The sequence below is a fragment of the Kitasatospora sp. NBC_01246 genome (assembly GCF_036226505.1).
Taxonomy (GTDB): Bacteria; Actinomycetota; Actinomycetes; order Streptomycetales; family Streptomycetaceae; genus Kitasatospora.
The window spans coordinates 1826125-1844535 of record NZ_CP108484.1 but is presented as its reverse complement, the minus strand read 5'-3'; the positions used below and the strand labels follow the sequence as shown (position 1 = coordinate 1844535).

At 73.8% G+C, this 18411-nt stretch carries 12 protein-coding genes; 8 read left to right on the top strand and 4 right to left on the bottom strand.

All coding sequences use genetic code 11. From position 1 onward, the window contains the following. The first annotated feature begins 290 nt into the window (after positions 1 to 290). The 7 genes from OG618_RS07860 (at position 291) to OG618_RS07830 (ending at position 12295) form a co-directional block, all read left to right on the top strand. Positions 291 to 1262 (top strand): C40 family peptidase, encoded by a 972-nt coding sequence (locus OG618_RS07860; protein WP_329486558.1) that lies wholly within the window; start codon positions 291 to 293, stop codon positions 1260 to 1262. A gap of 283 nt (positions 1263 to 1545) precedes the next feature. Beyond that, on the top strand, positions 1546 to 2943 hold the full coding sequence (locus tag OG618_RS07855) for an ABC transporter substrate-binding protein (RefSeq protein WP_329486557.1): 1398 nt from the start codon (positions 1546 to 1548) through the stop codon (positions 2941 to 2943). A gap of 96 nt (positions 2944 to 3039) precedes the next feature. After that, complete coding sequence (locus OG618_RS07850; protein ID WP_329486556.1) at positions 3040 to 3972, top strand: carbohydrate ABC transporter permease; 933 nt, start codon at positions 3040 to 3042, stop codon at positions 3970 to 3972. 100 nt (positions 3973 to 4072) lie between these two features. Further along, positions 4073 to 4966 (top strand): carbohydrate ABC transporter permease, encoded by an 894-nt coding sequence (locus tag OG618_RS07845; protein WP_329486555.1) that lies wholly within the window; start codon positions 4073 to 4075, stop codon positions 4964 to 4966. A 32-nt stretch (positions 4967 to 4998) separates the two neighbouring features. Beyond that, positions 4999 to 6624, top strand: a complete 1626-nt coding sequence (locus OG618_RS07840; RefSeq protein WP_329486554.1) for a glycoside hydrolase family 13 protein — start codon at positions 4999 to 5001, stop codon at positions 6622 to 6624. Positions 6625 to 6808: 184 nt separating this feature from the next. Further along, the gene (locus OG618_RS07835; protein ID WP_442906769.1) at positions 6809 to 11107 is read left to right on the top strand and encodes a discoidin domain-containing protein; all 4299 of its coding nucleotides are present in this window, start codon (positions 6809 to 6811) and stop codon (positions 11105 to 11107) included. A gap of 174 nt (positions 11108 to 11281) precedes the next feature. Next, entirely contained in the window at positions 11282 to 12295 is a 1014-nt protein-coding gene (locus OG618_RS07830; protein WP_329486553.1) for a LacI family DNA-binding transcriptional regulator, read from the top strand. Positions 12296 to 12358: 63 nt separating this feature from the next. On the opposite strand, the gene OG618_RS07825 is transcribed toward OG618_RS07830, so the two are convergent. Genes OG618_RS07825 through OG618_RS07815 form a run of 3 tightly spaced genes read right to left on the bottom strand, consistent with a single transcriptional unit; the run spans position 12359 to position 16319 of the window. After that, positions 12359 to 14779, bottom strand: coding sequence for a galactose-binding domain-containing protein (locus OG618_RS07825; protein ID WP_329486552.1), 2421 nt, complete (start codon positions 14777 to 14779; stop codon positions 12359 to 12361). Between the two features lie 47 nt (positions 14780 to 14826). After that, positions 14827 to 15954, bottom strand: coding sequence for a M56 family metallopeptidase (locus OG618_RS07820; RefSeq protein ID WP_329486551.1), 1128 nt, complete (start codon positions 15952 to 15954; stop codon positions 14827 to 14829). Beyond that, positions 15951 to 16319 (bottom strand): BlaI/MecI/CopY family transcriptional regulator, encoded by a 369-nt coding sequence (locus OG618_RS07815; RefSeq protein ID WP_329492038.1) that lies wholly within the window; start codon positions 16317 to 16319, stop codon positions 15951 to 15953. Before OG618_RS07815 ends, OG618_RS07820 begins: the two co-directional genes overlap by 4 nt. A gap of 261 nt (positions 16320 to 16580) precedes the next feature. On the opposite strand from OG618_RS07815, the gene OG618_RS07810 reads away from it, so the two are divergent. Beyond that, the gene (locus OG618_RS07810; protein WP_329492037.1) at positions 16581 to 17228 is read left to right on the top strand and encodes a YoaK family protein; all 648 of its coding nucleotides are present in this window, start codon (positions 16581 to 16583) and stop codon (positions 17226 to 17228) included. Between the two features lie 95 nt (positions 17229 to 17323). On the opposite strand, the gene OG618_RS07805 is transcribed toward OG618_RS07810, so the two are convergent. Beyond that, a complete protein-coding gene (locus tag OG618_RS07805) occupies positions 17324 to 17992 on the bottom strand; it encodes an Rv1733c family protein (RefSeq protein ID WP_329486550.1) in 669 nt (222 codons plus the stop codon). Positions 17993 to 18411 lie beyond the last annotated feature (419 nt).

The window sequence follows — 18411 nt, the reverse complement described above, 5'->3', positions numbered from 1 at the left end:
GGGAGTTTCTCAGGGTGTGGACAGTGGCGCGGCCGGGCCGGGGGGCGCGCTACGGCGGGCGGGTTGCGGAACCGGGTGGGCTATCTATTAAGTTGCTTAGTAGAAGCCGTCGGGGATGTACCCCTCGCCTGCTTCGCCCTGCCCTGCCCACTCCTGTCCCGTCCGGTCCCGTTCGCGGGGCCCGCTGGCCGGGGTGGCGCGCCGTCGTGCCGCCGTGCCACGTGAAGGAGCCCACCGCCATGGGAAAGCGCCGAAAGCCCAGCCCGCCCGGTCGGGCCCGGATGGCGGTCATGAGCACGGCACTGGCGGGCGGCGCGGTGCTCGCGGCCGGTACCGCGCAGGCCGAGCCCGCGCCCACGCCCGACGCCGTCAAGGAGCAGGTCGACCGCCTCAACGAGGAGGCCGAACAGTCGATCGAGCGCCACAACGGCTTCCAGGAGAAGCGGCAGCGGCTCCAGGGCGAGGCCAACCGGATCCAGGACGAGGTCGTCCGGGGCCAGGAGGCGATGAACGAGCTGCGCACCCGGCTGGGCGCCGTCGCCGCCGAGCAGTACCGCACCGGCGGCATCGACCCGTCCGTGCGGCTGATGCTCGACTCCGACCCGGGCGGCTACCTGGCCAAGGCCTCGGCGCAGAACCAGGTCCTCGACTCCCAGGCCGCGCTGCTCGCGCAGGCCCGCAGCGAGCAGCGCCGGCTCGACCAGGACCGCGCCGAGGCCGCCGCCACCCTTGCCGAGCTCGACGCGGCCGGTACCGCGCTGGCCGCGGAGAAGAAGGCGATCCAGGGGAAGCTCGCCGCGGCGCAGGCGCTGCTGAACCGGCTCAGTGCCGCCGACCGGGCCAAGGTCAACGCCCAGGACGCCGCCGGCCGGGCGTCCCGGGCCACCGCGCGCCCCGCCTACGACGGCCCGGCCACCGGCCGGGCCGCGGCGGCCGTCCGGTTCGCCTACGCGCAGCTCGGCAAGCCCTACGTCTGGGGCGCCACCGGACCCGCCGGCTTCGACTGCTCCGGTCTGACCGGCGCGGCCTGGCGGGCCGCCGACGTCAAGCTGCCCCGGATCTCCCAGGACCAGTGGAAGACCGGCCTGCGGGTGGCCCGCGGCGACCTCCAGCCCGGTGACCTCGTCTTCTTCTACCCGGACCTGCACCACGTCGGCCTCTACATCGGCGAGGGCAAGATGATCCACGCGCCGCGCACCGGCAAGAACGTCGAGGTGCTGCCGATCGACGTGATGCCGTACGTCGGCGCCGTCCGCCTGTAGCGGCGGGCCGTCGACCCCCCGCCCGACCCGCCCACCCGCCCTGCATCGACCCGCCCACCCGCCCCGCACCGACCCGCCGTCCGACCTGCCGAACGCCCCCGGTTCCGACCGGGGGCGTTCGCCGTTCGGCGTCCCTGGTGTTGATCTGACGTCATGAAGTCGATTTCTTGCAAAGTCCTGTCGACATCTTGTGGCCCTCTGTTGCGCGGTGGTTAAGTGGCGGAGCCGCCGGACGAGCACCGCGGCGCCCCCACCACCCATGCCTGCAGAAGGGCCGTCCGCCATGAACAGAACCGGGCTCCGCCGGAGAACCGCCGCCGTCGCCGTGGCCGCAGGACTGGCCTTCTCCCTTGCCGCGTGCGGCAGTTCGGACGACAGCGGGGCAGCCGGCGCGGCGCCGTCGGGCGGCGCCGGCTCGACCCTGGACCCGAACGCGAAGGTCAGCATCAGCGTCGACTGCCAGCCCCCGGTCACCAAGGCCGCCGAGCGCAAGCAGTGGGCCGAGGACGTCGAGGCGTTCCACCAGCGCTACCCGAACGTCACGATCACCAGCAAGGACGCCTCGCCCTGCGAGGAGCCCGCGCCGTTCACCGCCCAGCTCAAGGGCCGGACCCAGACCGACGTCTTCTACACCTACTTCACCGACCTCGACCAGGTGCTGGACGAGGGCGCGGCCGAGGACATCTCCGGCTACGTCGACGAGACGACCGTGCCGGCGCTGAAGGACATCGACCCCTCGGTGCTCGCCACGCTCAAGGACGGCGACAAGCTCTACGGCCTGCCCACCTCGAACTACAAGCTGGGCCTGCTCTACAACCGCAAGCTGTTCAAGCAGGCCGGGCTCGACCCGGACAAGCCCCCCACGACCTGGCCGGAGATCCGCGAGGCCGCGAAGCGGATCGCCGCGCTCGGCAACGGGGTCAACGGCTACGGCGACTACAGCGCGACCAACCAGGGCGGCTGGCACTTCACCGCCGAGCTGTACGGGCTGGGCGGCCGGATGGTCGGCGAGGACGGCCGGAAGGCCGCGTTCAACACCGCCGAGGGCCGGCAGGTCCTGCAGACCCTGTACGACATGCGCTGGACCGACGACTCGATGGGCTCCGCGCAGAGCCTCAAGTGGCCCGACCTGATGACCCGGATGTCCACCGACCGGCTCGGGATGTACATCGGCGCCCCGGACGACATCACCTACATGGTGCAGACCCTGAACGGGGACTACGCCGACTACGGCATGGGGCCGATGCCCGGCGGCAAGGCCGCGCTGCTCGGCGGCAACGACTACATGGTCAAGAAGGGCTCCAGCCCGGACCAGATCAGGGCGGCCGTCGCCTGGGTGAACTTCAAGTTCCTCACCCAGGGCAAGGGCCAGTTCGACTACGCCCGGACCAAGGCGGACGGCCTGCCGGTCGGCCTCCCGCAGCCCTTCTTCCTCACCGGCGCCTCGCTGGAGCAGGACAACCGGGCGAAGGCGGCCAGCGCCACCGTCCCGGTCCAGAACTACGCGCCCTACCTCGCCGCGTCCGTGCCGGGCCGCACCGAGCCGGCCCACGCGCAGCAGATCTACAAGGTGCTCGACAACGCGATGTCGGCCGTGCTGACCGACAAGGGCGCCGACGTCGCCAAGCTGCTGAACGACGCCGAGACCCAGGTCAACCAGGTACTGGCCAGCCTCCAGTAGCGAACGGGCGGGGCCGGCCCCGCGCCCCCGGCCACCGACGGCCACCGGTGAACAGCGACGGACAGCGACGGACAGCGACGAAGCGGAGAACGAGGGATGGCAGCGATCAGTGTCGCCGGGAAGGCGGCCCGGCCCACCAGTGAGCCCCGGCGGCGCGGCCGGCTGGGGCGGGGGCTGCGGCGCAACCTCACCGCGCACGGCTTCCTGCTCGGCGCACTGCTCTGTTTCTGCTTCTTCACCTGGTACCCGATGGTCCGTGAAGTCGTCATGAGCTTCCAGCGGACCAGGCGGGGCCGGACCAGCTGGGTCGGCCTGGACAACGTCGACCAGCTGCTCCAGGACCCGGCGTTCTGGCAGGCCTGGCGCAACACCCTGGTGTTCACCCTGCTGGCACTGGTGTTCGGCTTCGCGGTGCCGTTCCTGGTCGCCGTGCTGCTGAACGAGCTGCGGCACGCCAAGGCCTACCTGCGGGTGCTGGTCTACCTGCCGGTGATGATGCCGCCGGTGGCCTCCGTGCTGCTCTTCAAGTACTTCTACGACCCGGACCACGGGTTGTTCAACAGCGTGCTGCGGGCGCTCCACCTGCCGACCTCGGCCTGGCTCGACTCGCCCGACACCGCGCTGCTCTCGGTGGTCATCGCCTCCACCTGGATGAACATGGGCGGCGCCACCCTGATCTACCTGGCGGCCCTCCAGGGCATCCCGGGGGAGCTCTACGAGGCGGCCGAACTGGACGGGGCCGGCCTGTGGCGCCGGATCTGGCACGTGACCGTCCCGCAGACCAGGCTGGTGCTCTCGCTCCTGCTGCTGCTCCAGATCGTCGCCACCATGCAGGTGTTCGTCGAGCCCTACCTGCTGACCGGTGGCAACGGGCCGCAGGGCTCCACCACCACCGTGGTCCACCTCGTCTACCAGTACGCCTTCAACTTCAACAACTACGGCGCCGCCTCGGCGCTCGGCCTGATCATGCTGCTGGTGCTGGCCGGATTCTCCGCCCTGTACGCGCGGCTGTCGCGCGAGGCCGACTGACCCGGGGCCGACCGACCCGGGGCCGACCGACCCGGGGCCGACCGACCCGGGGCCGACTGACCCGGGGCCGTCCAGTCCCGGACCACACCCGACCAGACCCATGGGAGCCCCGGTGCAGCCGCAGACCCGGACGCTGATCTCGCAGACCCAACTCGACCGCCCACGCGGCCGACTGCTCTACCGGCTGACCCTGGTGGCGACCGTCGTGGTCTTCACCCTGGTCTTCCTCGGCCCGCTGTACTGGCTGGTGACCGGCGGCCTGAAGTCCACCGCCGAGGTGGTCCGCAACCCGCCCACGCTCTTCCCCGCCGAGCTCCACCCGGACACCTACGCGACCGCGTGGAGCCGGCTCGGCCTCGGCCGGCTGCTCTTCAACACGCTGTACTACGCCTTCGGCGCGCTCGCCTTCCAGCTGGTCCTCGACGTGGCGGCGGCCTACGCGCTGTCCAAGCTGCGGCCCGTCCTGGGCAATCTGATCCTCGGCATGATGCTGGCCACCCTGATGATCCCGGCCGCGGTGCTGGTCGTCCCGCAGTACCTGACCGTCCTGGACCTGCCGCTGCTGCACGTCAACCTGATCAACACGCCCTGGGCGATCTGGTTGCCGACGGTGGCCAACGCCTTCAACATCTTCCTGCTGAAACGGTTCTTCGACTCCATCCCGGAGGACCTCATGGCGGCCGCCGCGATCGACGGCGCCACCCCGCTGCGCGCCCTGCGCTCCATCGTGCTGCCGATGTCCCGGCCGATCCTCGGCGTGGTCTCGATCTTCGCCGTGGTGAACGTCTGGAAGGACTTCCTCTGGCCGATGCTCGTCCAGCCGGACCCGGCCCGGCAGACCCTCAACATCGGCATCAAGTCGCTCTCCACGGGCGTGCCGCAGAACGTCGTCATCGCGGCCCTGGCCATCGCCTCGGCGCCGACCGTCGTCTTCTTCCTGATCTTCCAACGCAACATCATGTCCGGGCTCACCTCGGGTGGACTCAAAGGCTGACCGGCCCGGGCGCCGATCCGAAAGGACCCACCGTGGGACAGCAATCCCGGCTCCCGTTCGAGACCCCGCACTGGTGGCGCGACGCGGTGATCTACCAGGTGTACCCGCGCAGCTTCGCCGACGCCGACGGCGACGGCACGGGGGACCTCGCCGGTGTCCGCAGCAGGCTGCCCTACCTGGCCGACCTCGGCGTCGACGCCGTCTGGTTCAACCCCTGGTACCCGTCCCCGATGGCCGACGGCGGCTACGACGTCGCCGACTACCGGGGCGTGGACCCGCTGTTCGGCACCCTCGCGGACGCCGAGCAGCTCATCGCGGAGGCGCTCGGCCACGGCATCCGCACCATCGTGGACATCGTGCCGAACCACGTCTCGGACCAGCACCCGTGGTTCCGGGCCGCGCTCGCGGCGGGCCCCGGCAGTCCGGAGCGCGAACTGTTCCACTTCCGCGCCGGGCGCGGCCCCGACGGCGAACTCCCGCCCAACGACTGGGTCTCCGAGTTCGGCGGCCGCCCGTGGACCAGGACGGCGGACGGCGCGTGGTACCTCCACCTGTTCGCCGCCCAGCAGCCCGACCTCAACTGGGCCCACCCCCGGGTGCGCACCGAGCACGAGGAGATCCTGCGCTTCTGGTTCGACCGGGGCGCGGCCGGCGTCCGGATCGACTCCGCCGCGCTGCTGGCCAAGGACCCGGCGCTGCCCGACTTCGTCAAGGGCCGGGACCCGCACCCGTTCACCGACCGCGAGGAGTTGCACGGCGTCTACCGCTCCTGGCGGGCAATCGCCGACAGCTACCCGGACACCCGGATCCTGGTCGGCGAGGTCTGGCTGCCGGACGCCGAGCGCTTCGCCCGGTACCTGCGCCCGGACGAGCTGCACACCGCCTTCAACTTCGACTTCCTGGCCCGCCCCTGGGAGGCGGCCGCGCTGCGCGAGTCGATCGACACCACGCTGGGGCTGCACGCCCCGGTCGGCGCCCCGGCCACCTGGGTGCTCGCCAACCACGACGTCACCCGGACGGTCACCCGCTACGGCCGCCGGGACACCCGGTTCGACTTCGCCGCCAAGGCCTGGGGCACCCCGACCGACCCGGAGCTTGGCCGGCGCCGGGCCCGGGCGGCGGCGCTGCTCTCGCTGGCCCTGCCCGGCGCGGTCTACCTCTACCAGGGCGAGGAACTCGGCCTGCCCGAGGTCGAGGACCTGCCGCCGGACCGCCTCCAGGACCCGATGCACCTGCGCTCCGGCGGTACCGACCCGGGCCGCGACGGCTGCCGGGTACCGCTCCCCTGGTCGGGCGACCGACCCCCGTACGGGTTCAGCCAGGCTCCGGCCGAGCCCTGGCTCCCGCAGCCGGCCGACTGGGCCCCGCTCACCGTCGAGGCCCAGTCGGCCGACCCTGGTTCGATGCTCGCGCTCTACCGCGCCGCGCTGCGGCTGCGCCGCGCCGAGGACGCCCTGCGCGGCGAGGTCTTCGGCTGGACCGCCGCTCCCGGCGAGGTGCTGGCGTTCCACCGCGGCGCCGGCTTCCAGTGCGTGGTGAACCTCGGCGCCGCGCCGCATCCGCTGCCCGCGCACCGCGCGGTCCTGCTCGCCAGCGGCCCGCTCACCGCGGGCGGGCTACTCCCGCCCGACACCGCGGTCTGGCTGCGCGTCGCCTGACCGCCCGGGGCGGACACCCCCCCGCCCGGTCCGCCCCCGGACCGGGCGCCGCCCCGGCCCGCCGCTGCCCCCCGGAGCCACGGATGGCCCGCTCACCCCCGCCCGCACCCGGTCCTGACGGCCGGACAGGGCCCCACCCCCCACCCCCATCCACGCGTTCGGACGAGACGAGACAGAGGACCCCGTGAGAACCCGAGCACCGATCTTCCGCTGGCTGGCGGGCACGCTCGCCACCGGCCTGCTGGCCCTGGCCGGCCCGCTGCTGCCGGCCACCACCGCCGCCGCGGCCGGCGGCCCCGACCTGGCGGCGGGCCGGCCCGCCGCCGCGAGCAGCAGCATCGCCGGCCGGCCGGTCACCGCCGTCAACGACGGCGACGCCGCCACCTACTGGGAGAGCGCCAACGGCGCGCTGCCGCAGTGGGTCCAGGTCGACCTCGGCGCCCCCGCCGCGGTCGACGAGGTGGTGCTGAAGCTCCCCGCGTCCTGGGAGAGCCGCACCGAGACGCTCGCCGTCCAGGGCAGCGCCGACGGCACCGGCTTCACCACCCTGGTGGGCGCGGCCGGCTACGCCTTCGCGCCCGGTACCGGCAACACCGTGCGGATCGCCTTCCCGGCGGCGAGCACCCGCTACCTGCGGCTGGCGGTCTCCGCCAACACCGGCTGGCCGGCCGCCCAGATCGCCGAGCTGGAGGTGCGCGCGGCCGGCGCCGCCGGGGCGAACCTGGCGCTCGGGCGGCCGTTCAGCGCCGGAAGCCAGAGCCAGGCCTACGCCCCGGCGAACGCCGGTGACGGCAACGCGGCCAGCTACTGGGAGAGCGCCAACGGCGCGCTGCCGCAGTGGGTCCAGGTCGACCTCGGCGCCGCCGTGGCGGTCAACCGCGTGGCGCTGCGGCTGCCGGCCGGCTGGGAGCGCCGGACGCAGACGCTCGCCGTGCGCGGCAGCACCGACGGCAGCGCCTTCACCGACCTGGCCGCCTCGGCCGCCCGGGTCTTCGACCCGGCCACCGGGAACGCCGTCGTCCTCGACCTGGGGGCCACCACCACCCGGTTCGTGCGGGTCGAAGTGACCGCCAACACCGGCTGGGCCGCCGCCCAACTGGCCGAACTGGAGGTGTACGGCCCGGCCACCGGCGACACCCGGGCGCCCACCGCCCCGAGCGGCCTCGCCTACGACCGGCCCGCGCCCGGCCGGATCCACCTGACCTGGTCGGCCTCGACCGACGACACCGGGGTCACCGGCTACGACCTCTACGCGAACGGCGCGCTGCTGACCAGCGTGCCGGGCACCGTGCTGGGCTACACCGACAGCCGCCCGGACAGCGCCACCGTCTCCTACTACGTGAAGGCCCGGGATGCCGCCGGCAACCAGTCGCCGAGCAGCGACACGGTGACCAGGACCGGTCAGAGCGGCGACACCCAGGCGCCGTCCGCGCCCGGCGCCCTCGGCTACGACCAGCCCGCGGCGGGCCGGATCCGTCTGACCTGGTCGGCCTCGACCGACGACACCGGGGTCACCGGCTACGACGTCTACGCGAACGGCGCGCTCCGGGCGAGCGTGGCCGCCGCCGTGCTGAGCTACACCGACGGCCAGCCGGACAGCGCCACCGTCTCCTACTACGTGAAGGCCCGGGACGCCGCCGGCAACCAGTCCGCGAGCAGCAACACCGTGGTGCGGGCCGGCAGCGGCGGGAGCGGGACCAACCTGGCGGCCGGCAAGCCGATCAGCGCCTCCTCGGTGATCAACACCTTCGTCGCGGCGAACGCCAACGACAACGACACCGCCACCTACTGGGAGGGCAACGCCAACAGCTACCCCGACACCCTGACGGTGGCGCTGGGCTCCAACGCGGCGGTGGACTCCGTCGTGGTCAAGCTGAACCCGGCCGCGGCCTGGTCCAGCCGGAGCCAGACGATCGAGGTGCTCGGCCGGGACCAGTCCGGTACCGGCTTCACCACCCTGGTACCGGCCCGCGGCTACGACTTCGTCCAGCCCGCCGGGAACTCCGTGACCGTCCCGGTCGGCGCCACCGCGGCCGACGTCCAGCTGCGGATCACCGCCAACACCGGGTCCACCGGCGGCCAGGTGGCCGAGTTCCAGGTGATCGGCACCCCGGCGGCCAACCCGGACCTCACCGTCACCGACGTCTCCGTCACCCCGGCCGCGCCGGTCGAGACCGACCCGGTCACGCTCTCCGCGACGGTCCGCAACCTCGGCACCCTGCCCTCGGCCGCGACCGCCGTCGGCTTCTACCTGGGCTCGACCAAGGTCGGCACCGCCCAGGTCGGCCCGCTGGCCGTCGGCGCCGCCGGCACCGTCACGCTGGACGCCGGCGTGCGCGCGGCCGGCAGCTACCAGCTCTCCGCCAAGGTCGACGAGGCCAACGCGGTGATCGAGCGGGACGAGACCAACAACACCGCCACCGCGCCGGCCCCCCTGGTGGTCACCCGGGCCCCCGGCTCCGACCTGCTCGCCGCCCCGACCGTCTGGTCCCCGGCCAACCCGGCCGCCGGGAACACCGTCACCTTCTCGGTGGCGGTGAAGAACCAGGGCACCACGGCCTCGGCCGGCGGCGCCCACGCCATCACCCTGACGGTCGCCGACGCCGCCGGCACCGTGGTGAGGACGCTGTCCGGCGCCTACACCGGCACGATCGCCCCCGGCGCGACCAGCGCGCCGGTGACGCTCGGCACCTGGACGGCGGCGAACGGCCGGTACACCGTGAAGACGGTGATCGCGGCGGACGCCAACGAGCCGCCGGCCAAGCAGACCGACAACACCTCCACCCAGCCGCTCCACGTCGGCCGGGGCGCGAACATGCCCTACGACACCTACGAGGCCGAGGACGGCGTGCTGGCCGGCGGCGCGGGCCTGGTCGGGCCGAACCGGGTCGTCGGGGACCTCGCCGGCGAGGCCAGCGGCCGGCGCGCGGTGACGCTCAACTCCACTGGCGCCTCGGTCGAGTTCACCACCCGGGCGCCGACCAACACGCTCGTCACCCGGTTCTCCGTCCCGGACGCCGCCGGCGGCGACGGCACCGACGCCACGCTCAGCGTCTACGTCGACGGCACCTTCCTCAAGAAGATCGACCTGACCTCCAAGTACGCCTGGCTGTACGGCGCCGAGACCGCGCCGGGCAACTCGCCCGGCGCGGGCGCCCCGCGGCACGTCTACGACGAGGCGAACGTCCTGCTCGGCACCACCGTGCCGGCCGGCAGCCGGATCAGGCTGCAGAAGGACGGCGGCGACACCTCCCGCTACGCGATCGACTTCGTCAGCCTGGAGCAGGCCACCGCGACGCCGAACCCGGACCCGGCGCACTACGCCGTCCCGGCCGGCTTCACCCACCAGGACGTGCAGAACGCCCTGGACAAGGTGCGGATGGACACCACCGGCACCCTGGCCGGCGTCTACCTGCCGGCGGGCGACTACCAGACGGCGAGCAAGTTCCAGGTCTACGGCAAGCCCGTCAAGGTGATCGGCGCGGGCCCCTGGTTCACCCGGTTCCGGGCGCCCGCCACCCAGAGCAACACCGACGTCGGCTTCCGCGCGGAGGCGACGGCCAACGGCTCGACCTTCGCCGGGTTCGCCTACTTCGGCAACTACACCTCCCGGATCGACGGCCCCGGCAAGGTCTTCGACTTCGCCAACGTCGCCCACATGGTGATCGACGACATCTGGGCCGAGCACATGGTCTGCCTCTACTGGGGGGCCAACACCGACTTCATGACCATCAGCAACAGCCGGATCCGCGACACCTTCGCGGACGGCGTCAACATGACCAACGGCTCCACCGACAACCTGGTCACCAACAACGAGGCCCGGGCCACCGGGGACGACTCCTTCGCGCTGTTCTCCGCGATCGACGCGGGCGGCGCGGACGAGAAGAACAACGTCTTCGAGAACCTGACCTCGATCCTCACCTGGCGGGCGGCCGGGGTCGCCGTGTACGGCGGCTACGCCAACACCTTCCGCAACATCTACATCGCCGACACCCTGGTCTACTCGGGCGTCACCATCAGCTCGCTGGACTTCGGGTACCCGATGAACGGCTTCGGCACCGAACCGACGGCCCTGCAGAACATCTCGGTCGTCCGGGCCGGGGGCCACTTCTGGGGCTCCCAGACCTTCCCCGCGATCTGGGTGTTCTCGGCCTCCAAGGTGTTCCAGGGCATCCGGGTGAGCGATGTGGACATCGTCGACCCGACGTACCACGGCATCATGTTCCAGACCAACTACTCCGGCGGGCAGCCGCAGTTCCCGGTCAAGGACACCGTCTTCAGCAACGTCTCGATCACCGGGGCGCGCCGCAGCGGTGACGCCTTCGACGCCAGGTCCGGCTTCGGGATCTGGGCGAACGAGTCGGCCGAGCCCGGGCAGGGCCCGGCGGTCGGCTCGGTGGTCTTCAACCACCTGCGCCTGGCCGGCAACGACCAGGACATCAGGAACACCACCTCCACCTTCACCATCACCGTCAACCCGTAGCCCCGAAGCGCTCCGACACCGGTGCCGCCGGGACGGACCCCCGTCCCGGCGGCACCTCGGGCTGTCCGCCGCTCGCCGGCGGGCGCGTTCCGGGGCGGTGGGAGCGAGCGCAAGGCGGTTCAAGAGAGCGCAAGAAGACGCAAGTTCTTGCGAGGAACGACGTACACTCCCCCCATGACACGACGACTTGCCCAGGTGGCGCAGAAGGTCGGGGTCAGCGAGGCCACCGTCAGCCGGGTGCTGAACGACAAGCCCGGCGTCTCGGAGGCGACCAGGGCCGCCGTGCTGACCGCCCTGGACGTGCTCGGCTACGAGCGCCCCACCCAGCTGCGCGGCGAACGCGCCCGGTTGGTGGGCCTGGTCATGCCGGAGCTGCAGAACCCGATCTTCCCGGCCTTCGCCGAGGCGGTCGGCGGCGCGCTGGCCGGCCAGGGGTTCACCCCGGTCCTCTGCACCCAGACCGCCGGCGGGGTGTCCGAGGCGGACTACGTCGACCTGCTGCTCTCCCAGCAGGTCTCCGGCGTGGTCTTCTTCGGCGGCCTCTACGCCCAGGCCGACGCCGCCCACGACCACTACGACCGGCTGGCCGAGCGCAGCCTGCCGACGGTGCTGCTGAACGCGGCCATCGAGGGCCTCGACTTCGCCCGGGTGTCCTGCGACGACGCGGTCGCCGTCGAGCAGTCCGTCGGGCACCTGCGCCAGCTCGGCCACCGCAGGATCGGGCTGGTGCTCGGCCCGGCCGACCACGTGCCGTCCCGGCGCAAGCTGGCCGCCGCGCGGGCCGCGGCGGCGAAGGCCGGCCTCGACCTCCCGGAGAGCCGGGTCGAGCGGGCGCTGTTCACCCTGGAGGGCGGCCAGGCCGCCACCACCCGGCTGCTCCGCGAGGGCGTCACCGGGATCATCTGCGCCAGCGACCCGCTGGCGCTCGGCGCGATCAGGGCGGCCCGCCGGGCCGGTCTCTCGGTGCCGGACGACGTGTCGGTGATCGGCTACGACGACTCGTCCTTCATGACCTGCACCGATCCGCCGCTGACCACCGTCCGGCAGCCGATCGAGGCGATGGGCCGGGCCGCGGTGGACCTCCTGGTGGGGGAGATCGGCGGAGCCCGGATCACCCACGACGAGCTGCTGTTCGAGCCGGAACTGGTGGTCCGGGGGTCGACGGCGCCGCCGCGCGCCCGGTCCTGACCGAGACGGGCAGGCCCCCGGAGACCGTGTCGGTCTCCGGGGGCCTGCGTCCGTGCCGGTCCGTCAGGGGCCGTACACCTGGAACTCGGAGAGCTGGCCGGCCGGCCAGCCGGTGTTGCCGGTGAAGGTGAGCCGCAGGTAGCGGGCGGTCGTCCCGGGCACCTGGACGGTGACGGTGTTCCCGGTGGCCGGGTCGAAGCGGTACCCGGCCGAGGGCTTGACCGTGCTCCAGGAGCCGCCGTCGGTGGAGGCCTGGACGGTCAGGGTCTGGGTCCGCGCCTCCCAGCCGGGCGGCAGGGTGAGCACCAGTCGGCCGACCGCGACGGGGCTGCCGAGGTCACCCGTGATCCACTGCGGGAAGGCGTTGTTGGCGCTCTCCCAGTAGCTGGCCCGGTCGCCGTCGTCGGCCCGCTGCGGGGGGTAGACGTCGGTGTAGCTGCTCGCCGCGATCGCCCTGCCGTGCAGCAGGTCCACCGTGCCGGGCGGCGTGGTCGGGGTGGGCGTGGTCGACGGGGTGGGCGTGGAGGTGGGCGTGGTCGAGGGGCTCGGGGTGCCGGACGGGCTCGGGGTGCCCGGGCCGCCGCCGCCCGGCCGGCCGCCGTAGGTGAACTGCGGGGCCGGCCAGGTGCCGCCGCAGGTGGAGCCCGCCCAGCCGGAGTTGCCGCCGCCGTCGGTGATCCGGAAGCCGGCGCCGACGCAGTTGTGGGTCGGGGTGGCGGACTGGGCGATGTTGCGGGCCTTCACACCGGTGAACCGCATCGTCGACTCGGCCTGCGCCTGGATGGCGTAGGCACCCGCGCCGTCGATGGTCACGCCGGTGAAGGCGATCCCGCTGGACGAGCCCTCGATGGTCTGGATCGCCTCGTAGGAGCTGTCCAGGATGTCGGTGTCGCCGATGGTGATCGCGGCTCCGCTGATCGGCTCGTTGAGGCCGCTGAACCAGACCGCCCCGACGCCGAAGTTCCAGTTGTAGTCGCTGTTCCCGGTCCGGATCAGGGTGTTCCGGAGCGCGTTGACGGTGCCCGCGACGGCGGTCCCCCAGCCCGAGCCGACCCCCGGGTACCGGTTGGCGATGTGCAGGCCGCCGCCGTTGCTGACGGTGTCCGCCATCACGTTGTCGGAGATCGTGAAGTCCCGGCCCCCGTACGTCACGATGTTGTTGGCCAGCACGGGGACGACCACGGTGTTGTGGGTGAAGCTGTCTCCCGCGTTGGGGACGCGCTCCGGCCAGGAGGCGAGGCCGTCGTCACCGGTGTTGCGGACGAAGGTGTTGGTCACCGTCGAGTTCGTCACCCCGGTGTGGAAGTTCACGCCGTCCGCGGTCTGGTCCAGGATGCGGCTGTTCCGGATGGTGAACCGGTCCATCGGCCCGTCCATCCAGGCGCCGACCTTGGTGTGCTGGATCCACAGGTTGTCCACGGTGGAGTCGCTCATCGCCCCGCCGAGCGCGTTCACCTGGTCGTCGTCCACCCGCTCGCGGATGTCGCCGATGACGGCGAAGTCCCGCAGGGTGACGTTCCGGCTCGGTCCGTTGGCCTCCTGCGGCCGGACCGCCCCGCCGTAGCCGCCGCCCGCCACGTACTTGCCGTAGATCCCGGCGGCCCGGTTGCGGTTGACCGGGTCGCGGCCGCCGAGAACGCTGTACCAGGGCCCGGCCCCGGCCAGGGTGACGCCGTCCACCACCACGTGGTCGTACAGCGTGTAGCTGCCCGGCGGGATGTAGACCGTCCGGCCCTGGGCCCGGCCGGCGTCGACCGCGCTCTGGAACCGCGCGGTGTTGTCGCCGGCCCCGGTCGGGTCGGCGCCGAAGTCCGCCACCACGTCGATCGCCCCGGCGGGCTTGCCGATCGGCGCGCCGACCTGCTCGAAGTCGGCCAGGTCGACGGTGAAGGCGGGGGACTGCGCGATCGAGGACACCTGCAGCCGGATCTTCGTGCCGGCGGGCAGCGAGGAGCCGAACATGGTCCGGGTCTCGTCGTAGAAGTGGTGCGGGTCGGTGTCCCCGGGGTTGTTGTTGAAGGGGTAACCCCCGTAGTACCAGCCGTACTTCGAGGTGACCGGGACGGACTTCAGCTTCGACCCGTTGACCAGGAGGTCGATCGAGGCGTCCCGGCCCCGGCCGTCCGCGCTGTCCGGCAGGCTGTAGCGGAAGCTCATCGCGTCGGCCGGGGCGGTCAGCGTGAACTCGACGTACTGGCCGGTCGCGGACAGCGTGACGGCCTGGCGGCCGGAGGCCTCCGAGGGGAGTGTGCCGTAGCGGCGCTCGGGGCCGATCACCGTGCCGTTGGTGGCCGCGAACTCGGCCTCCTGCTCCTTGAACTTCACGGCGGCGCCCCGGCCGGGGACGTCCAGCGGCGAGAGGGTCGGCACGGCCGCGGCGTGCGCGGGCTGGGTGGTGACGGTGAGCAGGGCGGCCGCGGAGAGGGCGGCGGCGGTCAGCGCGGCGAGCGGTGCGCGCAGACGGCGGAAGGCGGGAGGTGGCATGGGCGACGTCCTCACTGGCGTGGGTGGGAGGCCGAGCGAGGGGAACACTAGGGGCGCCTCTGCATGAAGTCCATGGATATGCGCAAAATATTGACAGACACTCCGCAAGAAGGGAGCGGTTGGGGGCCGACCATGCCGCGGGGAGCGCCCGACCGACGATCCGGCAGGCACGCCCGGGGCAGGTCATCACCACCGCGTCGCCGGCCCCGGCCCGACGCACTCCCGCGCCGCCACTCCCGCCCCGCCGGCCGCACCCGGACATGGCCGGATCGCTCCGGCCCCGGGGCCCTACGGGTGCTGCGCGCAGGCCAGCAGGTAGGGGAGCAGGGGGGCGGAGGCCGCGCCGACGCGGCAGACGGAGACCCAGGGGCGGGGCGTGACCTCGGGTCGGCCCAGGCGCTGGACGCGGGCGAGGACGCCGGTGGCGGCCGCCGCGAACGCGGGCCCGCCGGCCGGGCCGCCGTGGCCAGCAGGCAGAGGGCGGAGGCCAGTTCGGAGCGCGTCGCGGTCGCCAGCGCGGCGTCGTCGGCGGCCATCTCCAGCAGCAGCGCCACCTCCGCCCGGCCGGTGCGGGCCAGCGGCAGCCGGCCGAGGGGCAGGGCGAAGGTGTCCACCGCGAGCCGCGCCAGGTGGTGGCGCCCCCGGATGTGCCCGCGCTCGTGCGCGACCGCGGCGGCCAGCCGGCGCTCGTCGAGCAGCTCCACCGCGCCGCGCGACACCACCACCCGGGCCCGGCGGCCGGGCAGGCAGTAGACGGCCGGCCGGGCGTCGTCGAGCACCAGCGCGCGGTGGTGCCGGTCGCGGACCGCGACCACGTCCAGCACCGCCCGGTGCCGGCTCCGCAGCCGCGCGGCCCGCGTCCCGAGGGCCACGGCGACCCCGCCCAGGGCGAGCGCCACCGCGGCCGGCGCCCACCAGCCGTGCGCGTGCGGGTCGGTGGCCGGACCGGCCTCGACGTGCGGGAGCAGTCCGGCCAGCCCGGCCGGCCGGTGGCCGAGCGTCGCCGCCAGGTGGTGCGCCGCGAGCAGCAGCGCGGTCCCGAAGGAGGCCATCAGTGCCAGCCAGACCGCGACGCCCGCCGCCGGCCGGGCCTGGAGCCGGCGCGAACCGGCCAGCCACCGGGGGAGGACGGCGCCGACCAGGACGAGGTGGAGCGCCAGCAGCGCGAGCGTCACGGGGTGTCCCGCTCCTTCACCTGCTCCAGGGCCGCCAGCAGGGCCGAGGCCTCGTCCCCGCTCATCCGGTCGACGAAGTGCAGCAGGGCCCCGGCCCGGTCGGAGGTGGTCTCCAGTGCCTGGTGCATCAGTTGGGCGGTGTACGCCTCGCGGGTGCAGGTCGGCTCGTACACCCACGCCCGGCCGACCTTCTCCCGGCGCAGCCACCCCTTGGTGTGCAGGATGTCGGCCACGGTGGTGACGGTGGTGTAGGCGAGCGGCCGCCGCAGCAGCAGGTCGTCGACGATCTCGCGGGCGGTGGCCGCCCGGCCCCAGGACCAGAGCCGGTCCATGATCTCGGCCTCCAGATCGCCGAACCCGCGCAACACCGCCCGAACGCCCCTTCCATCCGCACCCGGCCGCCCTGGCCGGCCGCCCACCGGCCCATCGTACGGGCGGCGGCCGAGGTGCCCGTCCGGCGCTCTCCCGGTGGGCGCGGTGGAGCCGTTCGGGCACCGGCGGGGGTTCGGCGTGCCCCGGGCGGGCGGACGGGCGTAGAACGGACGGAGCGCCGGAGCCCACCGGAGCGCGCGAACCGGAGGAGGACAGCTGTGTGGAGCGACCCCCGGCACGGCCCGCTGGTGCCGATGCTGCTGTTGCTCACCGTCGTCACCGGGCTGGTGGACGCGGTGAGTTACCTCGCCCTCGGGCATGTCTTCGTCGCCAACATGACGGGCAACGTGGTCTTCCTGGGCTTCGCCCTGGCGGGCGCGGCCGGGTTCTCCGCCACCGCCTCGCTCACCGCGTTGGGCGCGTTCCTGGCGGGCGCGCTCGCCGGTGGCCGGCTCAGCGAACGCCTGCCCGGCCACCGGGGCCGGCTGCTGGTCGTCTCCGCCGCCGTCCAGGCGGTGCTGGTGGCCCTCGGCACCGCCCTGGCGGCGCTGGCCGGCCACACCGGCGAGCCCGCGCGCTACGCGCTGACCGGTCTGCTCGGGTTCGCGATGGGGCTGCAGAACGCCGTCGTCCGCTCCCTCAAGGTGCCCGACCTCACCACCACCGTGCTCACCATGACCCTGACCGGCCTGGCCGCCGACCTGGCCGGGATCCGCCGCTTCGCCTCGGCGGTCTGGATGTTCGGCGGTGCCGTCCTGGGCGCCGCGCTGGTCCTGAACGCCGATGTGCCGATCGCCCTCGCCCTGGCGCTGGCCCTCCTGGTGGCCGTCGCCGTGCTCACCCACCGTGCGTCCGCCGGCCTCCCCGCCCCGGCCTGGACCGGGTGGGACGGCGGGTCCTGAGGCGCCGACGGTCGGGCGGAGGACCCGGACCCGGAGCCGGTCCGGGCGGCGGACTTCGGGGGCCGCCGGGCCGGCCCGGCGGCCCCCGGCCGGGGTCAGTCGCCCTGCGCCCCGTCGGGGCTGTGGCTCGCGCGGCCGCTCCAGAGCGGTTCGAGCCTGCTCCAGGACCGCTGCCAGGCGAGGTCGGCCCGCCGGTCGAGGGTCCGCAGGCGCAGGGCGAGGGCGGCCACGACGCCCGCGCCGACGACGGTGAAGCCCGCGAGGCCCACGCAGACCGCCTCGATCGCCACGCCCGCCCGGGTGGTCGGGGGATCGGTCACCAGACCGGCCTCGTCCACCCAGACGGGGACGGTGGTTCCGACCACGGCGGTCCGGTGCACCTCGATGGTGCCGGTGCGCCACTGCCCGTTCGGCGCGGTCCAGGTGGCCTCGGCGGCCACCCTGCCCTGGTAGCCGCCCGCCGAGCGGCTTCCCACGGCGGCTCCGTGCCGGTCGGTGGAGAGCACCACGGCGTCGACCCGGCGCAGCCGTGCCAGGTCCGCGTCGGCGTCCCGCCCGACGGTCCGGTAGCCGAGCAGCGCGCCGACGACGGCGGCGGTCAGGGCGAGCAGGATCGCCAGCGCGGCCGTGCACCAGGCTCGGCCGCGGGACCGGTCCAGCGGCCGGACCAGGGGGGAGCGGTGGCTGCCGAGGGCCTGCCGCAGCTGCCGTCCGGCCCGCCGCGGGAGCGACGCGGGCCGGACCGGGCCGGAGGTGCTGGACACGATGCGTGCTCCTCGGGTGGTAGGTCGCAGCGGCGCTCGGGCGCCCGGCCGGGATCGTCCGCCGGGCTCCGGCTCTCAATCTCCCTCCGCTCCGGCCGCGGCACAAGAGTCGTGCGCGCTCGTACCGCGGCGCCCGCCCGCCGACCGGCCGTCAGGACCGGGGCCCGCCGCGCGACCGGGACGTTCGGCCCTCGGCGCCGGTGGGGTGGCCGGGGCAGGCTGGTGGGTGCCGCGTCCGAGAGGTGTCGGGGACGCGGTCGGCCCGGCCCGCTGTGGGGGCAGGTCGGGCCGCCGGTGTGGCGCGGGAGGCGGTGCGGGGCCGCCTCCCGCTCACCGCCCCGCCGGTTCCCGGAGCGGCCGACTCCCGCCAACGGATCAGCGCCTTCGCAGCTCGGAGCCGTATTCCCGCCAGCTATACA

Coding starts and splice junctions, on each gene's coding strand:
- OG618_RS07860 (WP_329486558.1), top strand. CDS start 291: ATGAGCACGGCACTGGCGGGCGGCGCGGTGCTCGCGGCCGGTACCGCG.
- OG618_RS07855 (WP_329486557.1), top strand. CDS start 1,546: ATGAACAGAACCGGGCTCCGCCGGAGAACCGCCGCCGTCGCCGTGGCC.
- OG618_RS07850 (WP_329486556.1), top strand. CDS start 3,040: ATGGCAGCGATCAGTGTCGCCGGGAAGGCGGCCCGGCCCACCAGTGAG.
- OG618_RS07845 (WP_329486555.1), top strand. CDS start 4,073: ATGGGAGCCCCGGTGCAGCCGCAGACCCGGACGCTGATCTCGCAGACC.
- OG618_RS07830 (WP_329486553.1), top strand. CDS start 11,282: ATGACACGACGACTTGCCCAGGTGGCGCAGAAGGTCGGGGTCAGCGAG.
- OG618_RS07825 (WP_329486552.1), bottom strand. CDS start 14,779: ATGCCACCTCCCGCCTTCCGCCGTCTGCGCGCACCGCTCGCCGCGCTG.
- OG618_RS07810 (WP_329492037.1), top strand. CDS start 16,581: ATGCTGCTGTTGCTCACCGTCGTCACCGGGCTGGTGGACGCGGTGAGT.